Origin of the sequence: Streptococcus mitis (genome assembly GCF_001579045.1) — a bacterium.
GTDB lineage: Bacteria > Bacillota > Bacilli > Lactobacillales > Streptococcaceae > Streptococcus > Streptococcus mitis_D.
In genome coordinates this window covers 79,657-94,323 of the sequence record NZ_KQ970261.1, presented here as the reverse complement: position 1 = coordinate 94,323, position 14,667 = coordinate 79,657, and the positions used below count along the sequence as shown (strand labels likewise).

14 protein-coding genes are annotated in these 14,667 nt (G+C 38.5%); 8 read left to right on the top strand and 6 right to left on the bottom strand.

Annotation, left to right across the window (positions count from 1 at the left end; genetic code table 11):
- Positions 1 to 33: 33 nt before the first annotated feature.
- The 5 genes from lysS to SMIDD28_RS00420 all read right to left on the bottom strand — a co-directional run bounded on the left by lysS (position 34) and on the right by SMIDD28_RS00420 (position 4,650).
- Positions 34 to 1,524, bottom strand: coding sequence for a lysine--tRNA ligase (gene lysS / locus SMIDD28_RS00440; protein ID WP_050207953.1), 1,491 nt, complete (start codon positions 1,522 to 1,524; stop codon positions 34 to 36).
- Between the two features lie 289 nt (positions 1,525 to 1,813).
- A complete protein-coding gene (locus SMIDD28_RS00435; RefSeq protein WP_061423886.1) occupies positions 1,814 to 2,431 on the bottom strand; it encodes a histidine phosphatase family protein in 618 nt (205 codons plus the stop codon).
- Complete coding sequence (locus SMIDD28_RS00430; RefSeq protein ID WP_061423884.1) at positions 2,431 to 2,913, bottom strand: aminoacyl-tRNA deacylase; 483 nt, start codon at positions 2,911 to 2,913, stop codon at positions 2,431 to 2,433. The genes SMIDD28_RS00435 and SMIDD28_RS00430 overlap by 1 nt, the downstream gene beginning before the upstream one ends.
- The gene (locus SMIDD28_RS00425) at positions 2,913 to 3,755 is read right to left on the bottom strand and encodes a DUF368 domain-containing protein (RefSeq protein ID WP_061423879.1); all 843 of its coding nucleotides are present in this window, start codon (positions 3,753 to 3,755) and stop codon (positions 2,913 to 2,915) included. The genes SMIDD28_RS00430 and SMIDD28_RS00425 overlap by 1 nt, the downstream gene beginning before the upstream one ends.
- A gap of 94 nt (positions 3,756 to 3,849) precedes the next feature.
- Complete coding sequence (locus tag SMIDD28_RS00420; RefSeq protein ID WP_061423877.1) at positions 3,850 to 4,650, bottom strand: GH25 family lysozyme; 801 nt, start codon at positions 4,648 to 4,650, stop codon at positions 3,850 to 3,852.
- A gap of 144 nt (positions 4,651 to 4,794) precedes the next feature.
- Here SMIDD28_RS00420 and glmU point away from each other — a divergent pair, with 144 nt between their 5' ends.
- From glmU to SMIDD28_RS00385, 7 genes are all read left to right on the top strand, one after another.
- A complete protein-coding gene (gene glmU / locus SMIDD28_RS00415; RefSeq protein ID WP_061423875.1) occupies positions 4,795 to 6,174 on the top strand; it encodes a bifunctional UDP-N-acetylglucosamine diphosphorylase/glucosamine-1-phosphate N-acetyltransferase GlmU in 1,380 nt (459 codons plus the stop codon).
- Positions 6,175 to 6,183: 9 nt separating this feature from the next.
- The gene (locus SMIDD28_RS00410) at positions 6,184 to 6,729 is read left to right on the top strand and encodes an NUDIX hydrolase (protein ID WP_000393816.1); all 546 of its coding nucleotides are present in this window, start codon (positions 6,184 to 6,186) and stop codon (positions 6,727 to 6,729) included.
- 11 nt (positions 6,730 to 6,740) lie between these two features.
- On the top strand, positions 6,741 to 7,055 hold the full coding sequence (gene macP / locus SMIDD28_RS00405) for a cell wall synthase accessory phosphoprotein MacP (protein ID WP_000517867.1): 315 nt from the start codon (positions 6,741 to 6,743) through the stop codon (positions 7,053 to 7,055).
- Positions 7,056 to 7,071: 16 nt separating this feature from the next.
- Positions 7,072 to 7,764 (top strand): 5'-methylthioadenosine/adenosylhomocysteine nucleosidase, encoded by a 693-nt coding sequence (locus tag SMIDD28_RS00400; protein WP_061423874.1) that lies wholly within the window; start codon positions 7,072 to 7,074, stop codon positions 7,762 to 7,764.
- A 76-nt stretch (positions 7,765 to 7,840) separates the two neighbouring features.
- Complete coding sequence (gene rocS / locus SMIDD28_RS00395; RefSeq protein WP_000021242.1) at positions 7,841 to 8,332, top strand: chromosome segregation protein RocS; 492 nt, start codon at positions 7,841 to 7,843, stop codon at positions 8,330 to 8,332.
- A 97-nt stretch (positions 8,333 to 8,429) separates the two neighbouring features.
- Positions 8,430 to 9,020 carry a 3'-5' exonuclease gene (locus SMIDD28_RS00390; RefSeq protein ID WP_061423873.1) on the top strand — a complete coding sequence of 197 codons (591 nt, stop codon included), beginning with the start codon at positions 8,430 to 8,432 and terminating at the stop codon, positions 9,018 to 9,020.
- An 8-nt stretch (positions 9,021 to 9,028) separates the two neighbouring features.
- Complete coding sequence (locus SMIDD28_RS00385) at positions 9,029 to 10,792, top strand: glycerophosphoryl diester phosphodiesterase membrane domain-containing protein (RefSeq protein ID WP_061423872.1); 1,764 nt, start codon at positions 9,029 to 9,031, stop codon at positions 10,790 to 10,792.
- A 72-nt stretch (positions 10,793 to 10,864) separates the two neighbouring features.
- Here SMIDD28_RS00385 and SMIDD28_RS00380 read toward each other — a convergent pair whose 3' ends face one another.
- The gene (locus SMIDD28_RS00380) at positions 10,865 to 11,164 is read right to left on the bottom strand and encodes a YbaB/EbfC family nucleoid-associated protein (RefSeq protein WP_000981526.1); all 300 of its coding nucleotides are present in this window, start codon (positions 11,162 to 11,164) and stop codon (positions 10,865 to 10,867) included.
- Between the two features lie 559 nt (positions 11,165 to 11,723).
- Between SMIDD28_RS00380 and SMIDD28_RS00375 the strand changes: the two genes are divergently transcribed.
- Positions 11,724 to 14,667 (top strand): YSIRK-type signal peptide-containing protein (locus tag SMIDD28_RS00375; RefSeq protein WP_196756341.1); only part of this gene is annotated, 2,944 nt, incomplete at its 3' end.

Below are 14,667 nucleotides of genomic sequence, written 5' to 3'. Positions count from 1 at the left end.
GCTGACGTGGTTTGAAGAGATTTTCTAAGAGTATTATTTCATTGTTGGGAAGAGCAATACGTCACGGATAGTAGTTGTATCAGTGAGGAGCATGCAGAGACGGTCGATACCGATTCCCAAACCACCTGTTGGTGGCATACCGTATTCAAGAGCCTCGATGTAGTCATAGTCGATGCCTGTTGCTTCATCATCACCAAGTTCTTTGGCTTTAGCTTGGGCTTCAAAACGGCTAAGTTGGTCGATTGGGTCGTTGAGCTCAGTAAAGGCATTACCGTACTCCTTAGTCATGATGAAGAGCTCGAAACGATCAGTAAAGCGTTGGTCTTCAGGATTTTTCTTAGCGAGTGGAGACACAGCTACTGGATGTCCATAGACAAAGGTTGGTTGGATTAAAGTTTCTTCAACAAACTCTTCAAAGAAGGCATTTATGATGTGACCAACCTCAGTATAGTGTTTCTCAACAGGAACTTTTTTCTCAGCAGCGATAGCTTTAGCTTCTTCCAAAGTCATGTCTTGCCAGAAATCGACACCAGTAATTTCTTTGATAGCATCCACCATATGAACACGTTTAAATGGCTCGTTAATCTTGATTTCAGTACCTTGATAGTTAACTGGACCATCGCCTTTGACTGATTTAGCAGCATGCTGGATAATGCCTTCCGTCAAGTCCATGATGTCTTGGAAGTCAGCATAAGCTTGGTAAACTTCGATAGAAGTAAACTCAGGGTTATGAGTAGCATCCATTCCCTCGTTACGGAAGATACGGCCAATTTCATAGACGCGTTCCATACCACCCACGATAAGGCGTTTCAAGTGAAGCTCAGTCGCGATACGAAGCACCATGTCAATGTTTTGGGCATTGTGGTGGGTGATAAATGGACGGGCAGAAGCACCACCAGCTTCGTTGTGAAGAACAGGTGTTTCCACTTCAAGGAAACCTTTTTGGTCAAGGTAACGACGGATTTCAGAGATGATTTTTGAACGAGTGACAAAGCGTTCAAAGCTTTCACGGTTAGAAATCAAGTCAAGGTAACGTTTACGGTAAATGGTTTCAACGTCTGTCAAACCGTGGAATTTCTCTGGCAGAGGACGAAGAGCCTTAGACAAGTGTGTGATGTGAGTAGCCTTGATAGAGAGTTCTCCCATATCTGTACGCATCACTTCGCCTTCGACACCAAGGAAGTCACCAAGGTCTGCTTTTTTGAAGATTTCGTAGTTTTCTTCACCGACAGCATCCTTACGTACGTAGATTTGGATTTGACCTTCGCGGTCTTGAAGGTGGGCAAAACCTACTTTACCTTTACCACGTTTGGTTACCAAGCGTCCTGCGATAGTAGCTGTTTCATTTTTATCATGTAATTGTTCTTTATCGAGGTCAGCAAATTTATCTTTTAATTCTTGTGAATTTGCAGTACGTTCAAAACGTTTTCCGAAGGGATCGATTCCTTGTTCACGGAGCGCAGCCATTTTTTCACGACGAACGATCTGCTGGTCATTTAGTTCTTCCATATGTTCTGTTGACATGGGATCCTCCTAGTTTTACTCAAAATTGAATACGATGAGTCATTTTTTGCGATACTCCCATTCTATCATAAATAGCCAAGAAATTCACGGATAATCTTTCAAAACTAAAAAGAACTTGACTATAATACTCTTCGAAAATTAAATTCAGATCACGTCAACGTCGCCTTGCCGTATATATGTTACTGACTTTGTCAGTTTCATCTACAACCTCAAAGCTGTGCTTTGAGCAGCCTGTGGCTAGTTTCCTAGTTTGCTCTTTGATTTTCATTGAGTATAAAATCAAGTTCTGTTATTGATAGGAAGTATCATTCCAAGTATCGAGAGTGAATGTTTCAAAATCATGGGTTTCTAGAATTGTTAGGCTGGCATTTGCTAGACCGCCATCTTTACGAAGAAGTGGTTCTTTATATCCTAGAAGAGTACGAAGACTGGCAGTAAGATTGGCACCGTGACCGACAATTAGAATACGCTCAGCTGGACTATCTTTTAATGATTTGATAAATTGGATAGTTCGTTGTGTTGTGCTATAGAGGGATTCGGCTCCAAACATTTGAGTATCAAATTGAGCAAGATTAGTACGGAAAGCCTGGATTTGTTGCGGGTAAATAGCTTCCAAGGTTGCGATTTTCAAGCCTTCTAATTTCCCCAGCTGCCATTCACGGAGATTAGGAATACATTCTAAAGGACAGGGTGTCTGGAGTTGACTTTGGATAATCTCGGCAGATCTGACCGCTCGAGGTAAATCACTTGAATAAATCTGATTAAAAGGAATTTCCTTGAGATATTGGCCAAGTTTTTTGAGAATGTCAATGGATTCAGTAAGAAGGGGAGAATCTCCACTAGCACCTTGAAAACGACCTTCTTGGTTCCAGACAGTACGACCGTGGCGGACAAAGTAGAGTTTCATTACTTGCTGTCCTCCAAAATATCTACAAAGTCTGCCTTTACAAAGCTAGCCAAGTCTTGTGGCGCGACGATAATGCTGTGACCAACTTCGCCAGCAGAGACAATCATTTGATCCAAGTCTAGGGCGATTTTATCGATAAAAATGGGGTAATTGTGTTTCTGACGAATACCGACAGGATTATTGGCTCCATGAATGTAACCTGTTGTTTTTTCAAGGTCCTTTTGTGGAATCATGCTCACTTTTTTATTGCCAGAAATTTTGGCTAGTTTCTTTTCCGACAAGTGTTGGGTGATAGGGACAATTCCGATAATCGGTCCTGTCTTGTCTCCCAAAAGAGCCAAGGTTTTGAAAATTTGGTCTCGTTCATAACCTTGAGGAAGTTCTCCTTCCAGGGCATTGATTTGAATCCCCTGATGTGGGATACCTGCTTTCGACAGGATTTGTTCTACTAATGTTTTTTTGATTTTAACTTTTTTTGCCATTATTTATACTTATCCTCCAATTGACTCATCCAAATACCAAGCCAGATTCCCAGTGCAAAGAAGAAGGCGATGATGACATAACCAACAAGTGAAAGTCCTGTGTATTGGATGCTTTCAGCGTTTCCTGCATTTGGAATCAAGATCAAAAGGGTACTTGATAGGACGATACCGATGATGAAATGATAGACGCGTGAGTGGTAGTTGTTTAAGGCATAATCCATTAATTTTGAAAAAATGATGAGAGTTGCGCCTGCTCCGATTCCAATCGGGAAGAAGGTTCCCAAGAGATCAAAGGTTTTAAAACCAGTCAACATCGGAGCATAGAGACCCAAAATCAAAAGTAGATTTGATGGACTGAGGCCAGGAACCAAGACGCCAAGAGCCAGCAGTGCACCTGCTAGGATGAAATTAAGAAAGCTAGCACTTAAGGTTCCAACGACAAAATTTAAGGCATAGAGTCCTAATCCAGAAATGATAAAGGTTGTCCAGAACCAAGCTAAATCAATCTTGTCTCGGTCAGATTCTCGAGTTGATTCCTTGAGGAGGCTAGGAACTGTACCAATGATGGCGCCCGCAAAGCTCCATAAGACAAAGACCTGATAATTTTCAAGTAGGTATTCAATCGGATAAGAAAATAGGCCAATTCCCAGAAGTATACCGATGGCAACTGGAATAAAGTACAAAACATTTTCTTTAAAGTCTTTAAAGGGATGGGCCAGAAAGCCAATCATCCGTTCGTAAATGCCTAAGATTGCTGCTAGAACTCCTCCGGAAATTCCCGGTAAGATAAATCCAAGAGCAATGACAATCCCTTTAATAAGGCGTGCTAACCATGAGAGCATATATTTCCTCCAACTATTTCTATTTCAAAAAATCCTTACTATATTGTATCACAATCTATAATAAAAAGAAAAAGCAAATGATAAACAAATGCTTTTAAGGTTTTAAAAAGAGTTTTCTAAAGGTTTCTTCTTTATTTTTTAAGGGAGAGATGACGTTGATATCCAAATTGTGGTCAAAGCCGGCAATTTTCCCTTTAGATGTGTATTGGTGGATGTCATAATCTAAATCAGTTTTAGGACTGCTCTCCAAAAATCCTGAGTCTGAGCCGTAGGACGGAATCCAAACAGAGGTAAACTTGCCTGTATCAATACTATGTTCTTCCATGAAGTAGACACCAACGTAGATTCCGATGTTTTTAGCACCTAGTGATGCTAGTTTTGCTCGAAAGGCTTCAACACCCTCGTTCATATTGGACATGGTTTTGTCTTCTACGTCTAGCCAATAGTAACTAGGGCTGTAAGGAGAGGCAGCATTGTAGAAAACTTCAGCGGCTTTTTCCATTTCTTGGACACTTTTTCCAGCTACATAAGCGTAGACCCCAACTGGGACATTCCGTTTTTGAAGTTCAGTGATATGACTCTTATAGGCCTTGTCTATTCCATTGATAAAGGAAGCATCATTTTCTTTTGTCGTTTGAGCACCACTGTGAACACGAACAATAGCGCCTGAAATATTTTGTGAGAGGGCATCGTAGTTGATTTCCTCAGGACGCTGCCAGCCAGAGAGGTCAATAATCGGTTTGTCTAAGTGTTTCAAAGCCTGTGCTTCAATCTGTGCTATATTGGATTTTGTTTTAAAGGATTGGTTGTCATTAAGTGGGCGATTGATGATTAAAATGAAAATTATAATCCCAAAAAAACTAAATAAAATAAGTGGATGAATTTGTTTTCTCATATTTCATAATTTTACCCTAAAAATGAAAAAAAATCAAAAAAAATGGGTTAAGGAAAGGACTTTGGAGCATTTTTTCATTCAAGAGCGCGGAATGATTTGAAATATGGTATAATAAAAGGGAATTTCTAGAGAAAAGAGAAGATTATGTCAAATTATGCCATTATTTTAGCAGCGGGTAAAGGGACTCGCATGAAATCTGATTTGCCAAAAGTGTTGCACAAGGTTGCGGGTATTTCTATGTTGGAACATGTTTTCCGTAGTGTGGGAGCTATCCAACCTGAAAAGACAGTAACAGTTGTAGGACACAAGGCGGAATTGGTTGAGGAGGTCTTGGCTGGACAGACAGAATTTGTGACTCAATCTGAACAGTTAGGGACTGGCCATGCAGTTATGATGACAGAGCCAATTTTGGAGGGTTTGTCAGGTCACACCTTGGTCATTGCAGGAGATACTCCTTTAATCACTGGTGAAAGCTTGAAAAATTTGATTGATTTCCACATCAATCATAAAAATGTGGCCACTATCTTGACTGCTGAAACAGATAATCCTTTCGGCTATGGGCGAATTGTGCGTAATGACAATGCTGAGGTTCTTCGCATTGTGGAGCAGAAGGATGCCACAGATTTTGAAAAGCAAATCAAGGAAATCAACACTGGAACATATGTTTTTGATAACGAGCGTTTGTTTGAGGCTTTGAAAAATATTAATACCAACAATGCTCAAGGTGAATACTATATTACAGATGTCATTGGCATTTTCCGTGAAGCTGGTGAAAAAGTTGGTGCTTATACTTTGAAAGATTTTGATGAAAGTCTTGGGGTAAATGACCGTGTGGCACTTGCGACAGCTGAGTCGGTTATGCGTCGTCGCATTAATCATAAACACATGGTCAACGGTGTTAGCTTTGTCAATCCAGAGGCAACTTATATTGATATTGATGTTGAGATTGCGCCTGAAGTTCAAATCGAAGCCAATGTTACCTTGAAGGGGCAAACGAAAATTGGTGCTGAGACTGTTTTGACAAATGGTACATATGTAGTGGACAGCACTATTGGAGCAGGAGCTGTCATTACCAACTCTATGATTGAAGAAAGTAGTGTTGCTGACGGAGTGACAGTCGGTCCTTACGCCCACATTCGTCCAGGTTCAAGTCTAGCTGCCCAAGCACATATTGGAAACTTTGTTGAGGTTAAAGGGTCTTCAATCGGCGAGAATACCAAGGCTGGTCATTTGACTTATATCGGAAACTGTGAAGTGGGTAGCCATGTTAATTTCGGAGCAGGAACCATTACAGTCAACTATGACGGCAAAAACAAATACAAGACAGTCATTGGCAACAATGTCTTTGTTGGTTCAAATTCAACCATTATTGCGCCAGTTGAGTTAGGTGACAATTCTCTCGTTGGAGCTGGTTCAACTATTACTAAAGACGTGCCAGCAGATGCGATTGCAATTGGTCGTGGACGTCAGGTCAATAAAGACGAATATGCAACACGCCTTCCTCATCATCCTAATAATCAGTAGGAGCCTATCATGGAATTTGAAGAAAAAACGCTTAGCCGAAAAGAAATCTATCAAGGACCAATATTTAAACTGGTCCAAGATCAGGTTGAATTACCAGAAGGTAAAGGAACTGCCCAACGGGATTTGATTTTCCACAATGGGGCTGTCTGTGTTTTAGCAGTAACGGATGAACAAAAACTCATCTTGGTCAAGCAGTATCGCAAAGCTATTGAGGCTGTCTCTTACGAAATTCCAGCCGGGAAGTTGGAAGTAGGAGAAAATACAGACCCTGTTGCAGCAGCTCTGCGTGAATTAGAGGAAGAAACAGCCTATACAGGGAAGTTAGAACTCTTGTATGACTTCTATTCAGCTATTGGCTTTTGTAATGAAAAGTTAAAACTATATCTAGCAAGCGATTTGACAAAAGTTGAAAACCCGCGTCCGCAGGATGAAGATGAGACCTTGGAAGTCCTTGAAGTGAGCTTAGAAGAAGCCAAGGAATTGATTCAATCAGGTCATATCTGTGATGCCAAGACAATTATGGCTGTACAGTATTGGGAATTGCACAAAAAATAGAGGAGGTCAGTATGGGTAAACCTTTATTAACGGATGAAATGATTGAAAGAGCTAATAGAGGCGAAAAAATTTCAGGTCCTCCTTTGCTAGATGATAATGAGGAGACTAAGATTTTACCAACCTCTTCTTCCCGTTTTGGTTATGCCAATCCTAAGGGACATGGCTTTAGCCAGGAAACCTTGAAGATTCAGGTCGAACCGTCTATTCATAAAAGTCGTCGCATTGAAAATACTAAGAGAAATGTCTTCAATTCTAAGTTAAATAAAATCTTATTCGCAGTCATCTTTCTCTTGATTTTGCTTGTCTTAGCAATGAAACTTTTGTAATCGAAAAGGAATTGAAATGAAAATAGGAATTATTGCGGCTATGCCAGAAGAACTGGCTTATCTGGTTCAGCATTTAGACAATGCCCAGGAGCAAGTTGTTTTAGGCAATACCTATCATACGGGAACCATTGCCTCTCATGAAGTCGTTCTTGTAGAAAGTGGAATTGGTAAGGTCATGTCTGCTATGAGTGTGGCGATTTTGGCTGATCATTTTCAAGTGGATGCTTTGATTAACACGGGATCAGCTGGGGCAGTAGCAGAGGGTATTACTGTTGGGGATGTTGTGATTGCTGACAAATTAGCCTATCATGATGTGGATGTCACAGCTTTTGGATATGCTTATGGACAAATGGCGCAACAACCACTTTATTTCGAATCAGATAAAACCTTTGTTGCCAAAATCCAAGAGAGTTTATCTCATTTAGAGCAAAACTGGCATCTTGGTTTGATTGCTACAGGAGATAGTTTTGTCGCAGGAAATGACAAGATAGAAGCGATTAAGTCTCATTTTCCAGATGTTTTGGCTGTTGAGATGGAGGGGGCAGCGATTGCTCAGGCAGCGCATGCTCTTAATCTTCCAGTCTTAGTCATCCGAGCTATGAGTGACAATGCCAATCATGAAGCAAACATCTCTTTTGATGAGTTTATTATCGAAGCTGGACGTCGCTCTGCTCAAGTCTTATTAGCCTTTTTGAAGGCCTTAAATTAAGCGAAAATTTGACAGTTTTTCTAGCTTATGATAAGATTTAAGTAAAGAAAAGCTAGAAAACGTTTCAGAGGATATTATGAGTATTGAAATGACCGTCAGTGAGATTGCAGAGGTCTTAGGATTATCTCGCCAAGCAATCAATAACCGTGTCAAAGAATTACCAGAAGAAGACACAGATAAAAATGACAAAGGGGTAACAGTCGTTACCAGAAGTGGCTTGATTAAGCTAGAAGAAATCTATAAAAAAACGATTTTTGAAGATGAGCCTGTCAGTGAAGATGTCAAGCAACGTGAACTGATGGAGATTCTGGTTGATGAGAAGAATGCAGAAATTCTTCGTCTTTATGAACAATTAAAAGCCAAGGATCGTCAGTTATCAGAAAAAGACGAGCAGATGCGTATCAAAGACCGTCAGATTGCTGAGAAAGACAAACAACTCGATCAGCAGCAACAATTGACCCTTCAAGCCATGAAGGATCAAGAAAATCTTAAGCTAGAGCTGGACCAAGCAAAAGAAGAAGTCCAATCCACTAAGAAAGGCTTTTTTGCTCGTTTATTTGGAGGATAATCAAGGAGCTGTTTAGGTTACATGCTAACCTGATGGCTTCTTTTGTTTCTAATAGTATAGTTGCTCAAGTAAAATAACAGTATAGGAGAGGTAGAAAATGGAACGATTAGAAGATTACATTGCTTTTGACTTAGAATTTAATCAGCACGAAGGACAAACACACTTGATTCAAGTATCGGCAGTGCGTTTTAGAGATGGTCAGGAAATCGATGCCTATGATTCCTATGTTCATACCAGTGTGCCTCTAAAGAGTTTTATCAATGGATTGACTGGGATTACAGCTGAGACCTTAAAAGATGCTCCCCCAGTGGAGGAAGTCATAAAAGATTTCCAAGAGTTTGTGGGTTCTTTACCCATGGTAGGCTACAATGCTGCTAAAAGTGATTTGCCTATTCTAGCAGAGCATGGTTTAGACTACAGCCCGCAGTACAAGGTTGATCTGTATGATGAAGCTTTTGAACGTCGGAGTTCAGATTTACATGGTATTGCCAATCTCAAATTGCAAACTGTTGCCTCATTTCTTGGATTTCAAGGTCAGTCCCATAATAGCTTAGAGGATGCTCGGATGACGGCGCGTGTTTACGAGTCCTTCTTAGAGTCGGATCAAGCTAGAGAATTGTTAGAGACAGAAAGTAGCTTATCAAACAATCCTTTTGGTGGCTTGGACTTGTCTCAATTATTTGACTAGGAGTGTCTATGAAACCTGAAAAACCTAAAAATCTAGGTTTTAGGAAAATCTACTTTAATCTAGATAAAATTCTCTTTCTCTTTTTCTTGATATTCATGATGATTGAGTTTGTCTGGTTACCATTTAATTCTTGGATTGCTGGACTTTTGCTCCGTCAGACAGGTTATCTCTTTCTTTCCTACAACAATATTTTTGCCATTATAAAAGGTTCTCCCTTTGTTAGTCTTGCTTTATTTGTTCTGGTAATCGTTAATTTACTGGTCGCCTATTACCAGATAGGGCTTCTCTTTATCGGAGCTCGACACCTCCTCTATCATGAAAGGAGGACCTTGCTGGAGTACAGTCGCAAGGTCTTTCGTCAAAGTTTCTTGTTTATGAAGCAAGTGACGATTTCAAAAATGGCCTTTATTTTCTTTTATGTCATGATACTCTTTCCATTGATTCGAAAGATTTTAAAGATTTATTACCTCAATAAAATTGTCATTCCGGAATTTATCGTTGATTATGTGGAAGACAAGTATTGGCTAGTAGGTATAGTGGTTACTATTCTGGCTTTACTTCTATTTTACATTTCAGTGCGTTTCATGTTTGCCCTACCTCAACTTTTGTTTGAGAAAAAGACCGTCAAAGAAGCAGTCAGATACAGTCTAGAGAAAACAAGAAAGCAATCCTGGTTTTATATCTGGAACTTGCTTTGGATTGTCGTCAAAACATACCTATTTTTCATTCTTTTATTGATTCCAATATTAGCAAGTCAGGCACTGATGGATGGTCTGACTCATAAGGAATCTCTTGTACTGGGAATTATCAATTTTGTCTTGATTAAAAATTTCCACTATACAGCCTTGACTTACTTTCTCATTAAATTTGTTTCCTTCTTAACAGGAGAAGAACTAGAAATCACCCCAAGGAGAAAGAAAGACCACTGGATGAGATGGGGAGTGATGGGCTGTGCTTGTATCTTTTTCGCTCTCGAGGGTTATGTTTATTTGGAAGCTCCAGTAGCACATAAACCTTTAATTATCTCTCACAGGGGAGTATCTAAAAAGAATGGTGTGCAAAATACCGTCCAATCACTAGAAAAAACCGCTCAGTTATCTCCAGATTTCGTTGAGACAGATGTTCAGGAAACAAAAGATGGCCAGTTTGTCATGATGCATGATGCTAATATCAAGAATCTGACAGGAGTTAATGCCAATCCACAGGATTTAACTTTGAAAGAATTAACTAAACTTGATATTTCAGAAAATGGCTATCATACCAAGGTGTCCAGTTTTGATGGCTATCTCAATAAAGCCAATGAATTACATCAAAAACTCCTTATTGAGATTAAAACTAGTCGAAAAGATAGTCCAGATATGATGAAACGCTTTATGGACAAATATGGAGCCATTATTAAGCAGAATGGCCACCAAATGCAGTCCTTGGACTACCATGTGATTGACCAGGTGTTGGCCTATGACTCACAAATTCCAGTTTATTTCATCCTACCTTACAATAGTATTTTCCCAAGAACCAAGGCTACAGGTTACACCATGGAGTATTCAACTTTAGATGAAAATTTTGTCAATAAGCTTTGGAATACCGATCAGAAATTGTACGTTTGGACCATCAATAGTTCAGAGTCCTTTGATAAATCTGTTCAGTTAGGAGCAGATGGCATGATAACAGATGACTTGGAAATGATTCAAGAGCAGGTTACCATTGCCCAAGAAGACCCAGAGTATACTGAATTGCTGTTCAAACAGGCCATGGAATTCTTTAATTTTTAGTAAGCAAAAAGAGGAACAGTTGTTCCTCCTACGATAGGCAAGTATTCTCTTGAATGCTTGTTTTTCTTATGCTTAGAATGGCAATTTCCCAGCGAAAGCACCTAATTTTTTCTTAGTCGTTTCATCGATTTGTTCAAGAGCAGAGTTGATGGCCTGAACGGTCATATCAGAAAGAGTTTCAAGGTCTTCTGGGTCAACGACAGCTGGATTAAAGTCAATGCTGACAACTTTCTTATCTCCAGTTAAGGTCGCTTGGACAAGGTCTTGAGCAGATTTGCCAACAAATTGCATAGCAGCAAGTTCAGCTTGGCTTTGTTCCATTTGTTTTTGAAGTTTTTGTGCTTGGCGCATCATGTTTTGCATGTTCATCATAAGATTTCTAAAATTCCTTTCATATCAAGGGTTAATTCCCTTATATTTTTTAAATAGTGAGTAGATTGTGTCTTGCAACTACTTTACTGTGTAGTTTAATAGTTCCAAGTACATACTACATTGTACCATTTTTTTGCACTATAGTCTTTCATTTATCTCATATATGAAAGTCAGATAAAGTTTATCACTAAGAAAAGATAGAGAATAGGTTTAGGTGAGATTGCTTAAATGGAACATCTACAAACTGTCATCAAAATGTAAAAATTCTAAAAATATCCGAAAATATGTTAAATTTTCAAAAAAAGAGCCACAAACCTTATAGTATAAGGTTTGTGCATATATATATATATATAATTCGTTTATTTGTAGGAGGAAATCAGTTTGCAAAGAATATAGCAAATTTGATATAATGGATTGAAAAACTATAAAAATATGAGACTTCTTATTACTAGAAAGATAATAGGAGGTTCATTTTCCTGTTTTTTTAAAGAAGTAAACAAGTGTAGATTCACTATATGGTTTTGAGCTATTTAGAACAGGATAGAAAGAAAGGTAACAAATGAAACAATTTAAATTTAATGAGCGCCAGCGTTTCTCTATTCGCAAATTTTCAATTGGTGCTGCATCTGTCTTATTAGGGTCAGTCTTTTTTGTAGTTAGTTCAGTTGAAGATGTACAAGCAGCTGAACACAGTCAAAATGTAGTGAGTGTGAAAGAGAATAAACAAACTCCTGATCCTCTTATACAGAGCAACCCATCTACTACAGGTGTGTCTACTAAAGAAGCTAATACTTTAGTTTCTGATGCAAATGTTGAGAATAAACCAGAAGGAGATGTGGTAGGAAGCTCAAAAGAGACTCAAGAGTCAGTGCCGGTTGTTTCAACTATTTCAGATTCAAATGAGAGAAAGTTAGCTTTATCAAAACTAATAGAAGAAATTGATGGGAAATTTACTAACGGGAAATATGCTTCTAAAACAGAAGAAAGTGTAAACCAATTAAAGACAACTTTAGAAGAAGCAAGATCAGTTTTAAGTAATGCGACAACAGAAAGTGAATTAACACAAGCGCATAGTAAACTAGTTACAGCAACAACAAAATTACAAACAAAACCAGAAGAGAAAAAACAAGCACCAGCAGTAGATACGACAAATGGAAAAGCTACTGTAGGTATTAAAGCAACAAATACTGAGAAAGCATCAGACTCTAACTCTATCTCAAACTCAGGTTCTAGAGATGAACGTTATGGAAAAGCATTGGATAGAAGTAATCTATTCCGTACGGATCCGGCTACTACGGATACAGATCCATCTGCGAATCAAACGTATACATTGCCAGGAGATAGTGCGAGTGTTGCTGAATTAGCTAATAGTTTAAAGGGATTGGACTCTTCTATAAGTAATGAAACTAAATTAGCTTCTATTGATGAAGTGGGTGCTCTTAAAAATGTTCAGGCTGGTGAAGTAAAAGAAATTGATGAATTTGGTGGTTGGTCAGCAGTTTCAGCAGATGGCAAAAAAGGGAAATTTGCTATTGCACGTAAAACTAATGACGGTGTATTTCCTATTGAGACAGTGAATGTTACGAGAACAGGATATACATATACAGCACATGTTGAGGAAAATTCTTTTGATCGCTCTCACGAGTATGCACTATTTCTTTCTAAAGTTAGAACAAATGCAACAAAAAGTGAAGAAACCTTTGATGGACAACCATTTAAAGATATAGGAGAAGGTCGTCAAATAGCTAAAGGGCTAAAAGGGTTCAATGGAATAGAAAAAACTTATAAAGCCTATTCTTCATCAACAGGAACAGGGGTAAATATTTCTTTTAAAACAGGATTTACAGGAGATATTGATGGTTTTAAAGCTGGATATAAAGTTGAAGTAATTGCAAAATTTGAAGATGGGCATACGCAATCTATCTATAATCAAAGTTTTCGTCCTGATCAATCGATAAATGATACAAATAAACAGGTAACCTCAGTTGATGCTAATGATAGCATTAAGTTTACTGTCGGAAGACCACCAGAGCCAACAATTGACGTTCTTAACCAAAAGTTAGCAGGATATAAAAACCGTCAAGGAAATAGAACTGGTAGTTTTACTAGTAAAAATATTGATTTACCTAAAGGGGCTGTAGAATATACTGTACGAATTAGTGCTTCTGATAATTCTAGACTAGGAATGGGATATCAAACTACATGGTCTCAATATGCATTACCTGTTTCAGGGCTTGGATTTTCTATTACACAGGATACGAATAGAGTTGCTAGAACACTTTTGGAAAGAGTTTATAATAAATTACTTGACACACGAGATGCAGATAAGAGAGGTAAAACGCCTGAATCACAAAAAGCATATCAAGACCAACTAGACGCTATAAAAGCTTTGTTAGATGGTACGTTACAACCAACGGATGCGTATAAAAAAATCTTAACAAACACTTTAGAAGCACAAAACGCGTTAAAAGTTGATAAATCGGCATTGACAACATCAACAGGAAAACTAGAACAACTAGTAGATGACGATCCAACTCCAGGTAAAACACCTGAAACTGTTTCAGAATATAATATAGCTAAAAATGCCGCAGAAGAAGAAGCTAGAAAAGCTAAATTGATCATTGATGATGAACATGCAACTGTTGATCAAGTTGCTCAAGCAGTAGCAGACGTGAAAGCTAAAAGAGCTGAATTAAAAGCAGCAAGAGCTGAATTAGTAGTTGCAGCAACAGAAGCTCAAAAAACAAAACTACAAAATGATTCGAATGCACTAACAGAAGCAGATAAGACAGGTAAGACACCGAAGAGTATCGCAGAATATGAGGCAAAATATGAAACGTTAAAAACTGCGTTGACAGCTGCAAAAGCTCAGGCTAAAGCAGTATTAGATAAAACGGTAAATGCCGGTAAAGTAGAAGCTACTGATGCTCAAATTGAAGTTGATAAAATCAAAGCTGAATTAGATAAAGCTGCTGCACTATTGAAAGATAAAGGAAATACAGCTGAATTAGAAAAAGCTAAGAATGCTTTAAGTGATTATATTACTCAACAAACAAATGACAATGTAACTGCTGGAAAAACAAAAGATAGTCAAGATGCTTATGCTATTGCAAAAACTGCTGCAGATAAAGCAGTAGAAGATGCAGCAACTGTAATTAATAGTGAAAACTCAACAGTAGAAGATGTAGCTAATGCATTAGCTGATATCAAAGCTAAGAAAGCAGCGTTAGAGGCAGCTAAACAGAACTTAGTACCTGCAGCAACAGAAGCCCAAAAAGAAAAATTAGAAAATACTGTAGCAAAACTAGTAAAAGCAAGTACAGATGGCAAAACTCAAGACAGTGTTAATGCATATGAAACAGCATACACTAATTTAACAGCAGAGTTAGAAGCAGCAAAAGCTAAAGTAACAGCAGTTAAAACAGCAGGAGACAATGCAAGTAGACTAGAAGCATTAGCAGCACAAGAAGCAGTAGATGCAGTACTAGCAAAACTAGAAGCAG

Coding starts and splice junctions, on each gene's coding strand:
- lysS (WP_050207953.1), bottom strand. CDS start 1,524: ATGTCAACAGAACATATGGAAGAACTAAATGACCAGCAGATCGTTCGT.
- SMIDD28_RS00435 (WP_061423886.1), bottom strand. CDS start 2,431: ATGAAACTCTACTTTGTCCGCCACGGTCGTACTGTCTGGAACCAAGAA.
- SMIDD28_RS00430 (WP_061423884.1), bottom strand. CDS start 2,913: ATGGCAAAAAAAGTTAAAATCAAAAAAACATTAGTAGAACAAATCCTG.
- SMIDD28_RS00425 (WP_061423879.1), bottom strand. CDS start 3,755: ATGCTCTCATGGTTAGCACGCCTTATTAAAGGGATTGTCATTGCTCTT.
- SMIDD28_RS00420 (WP_061423877.1), bottom strand. CDS start 4,650: ATGAGAAAACAAATTCATCCACTTATTTTATTTAGTTTTTTTGGGATT.
- glmU (WP_061423875.1), top strand. CDS start 4,795: ATGTCAAATTATGCCATTATTTTAGCAGCGGGTAAAGGGACTCGCATG.
- SMIDD28_RS00410 (WP_000393816.1), top strand. CDS start 6,184: ATGGAATTTGAAGAAAAAACGCTTAGCCGAAAAGAAATCTATCAAGGA.
- macP (WP_000517867.1), top strand. CDS start 6,741: ATGGGTAAACCTTTATTAACGGATGAAATGATTGAAAGAGCTAATAGA.
- SMIDD28_RS00400 (WP_061423874.1), top strand. CDS start 7,072: ATGAAAATAGGAATTATTGCGGCTATGCCAGAAGAACTGGCTTATCTG.
- rocS (WP_000021242.1), top strand. CDS start 7,841: ATGAGTATTGAAATGACCGTCAGTGAGATTGCAGAGGTCTTAGGATTA.
- SMIDD28_RS00390 (WP_061423873.1), top strand. CDS start 8,430: ATGGAACGATTAGAAGATTACATTGCTTTTGACTTAGAATTTAATCAG.
- SMIDD28_RS00385 (WP_061423872.1), top strand. CDS start 9,029: ATGAAACCTGAAAAACCTAAAAATCTAGGTTTTAGGAAAATCTACTTT.
- SMIDD28_RS00380 (WP_000981526.1), bottom strand. CDS start 11,164: ATGATGAACATGCAAAACATGATGCGCCAAGCACAAAAACTTCAAAAA.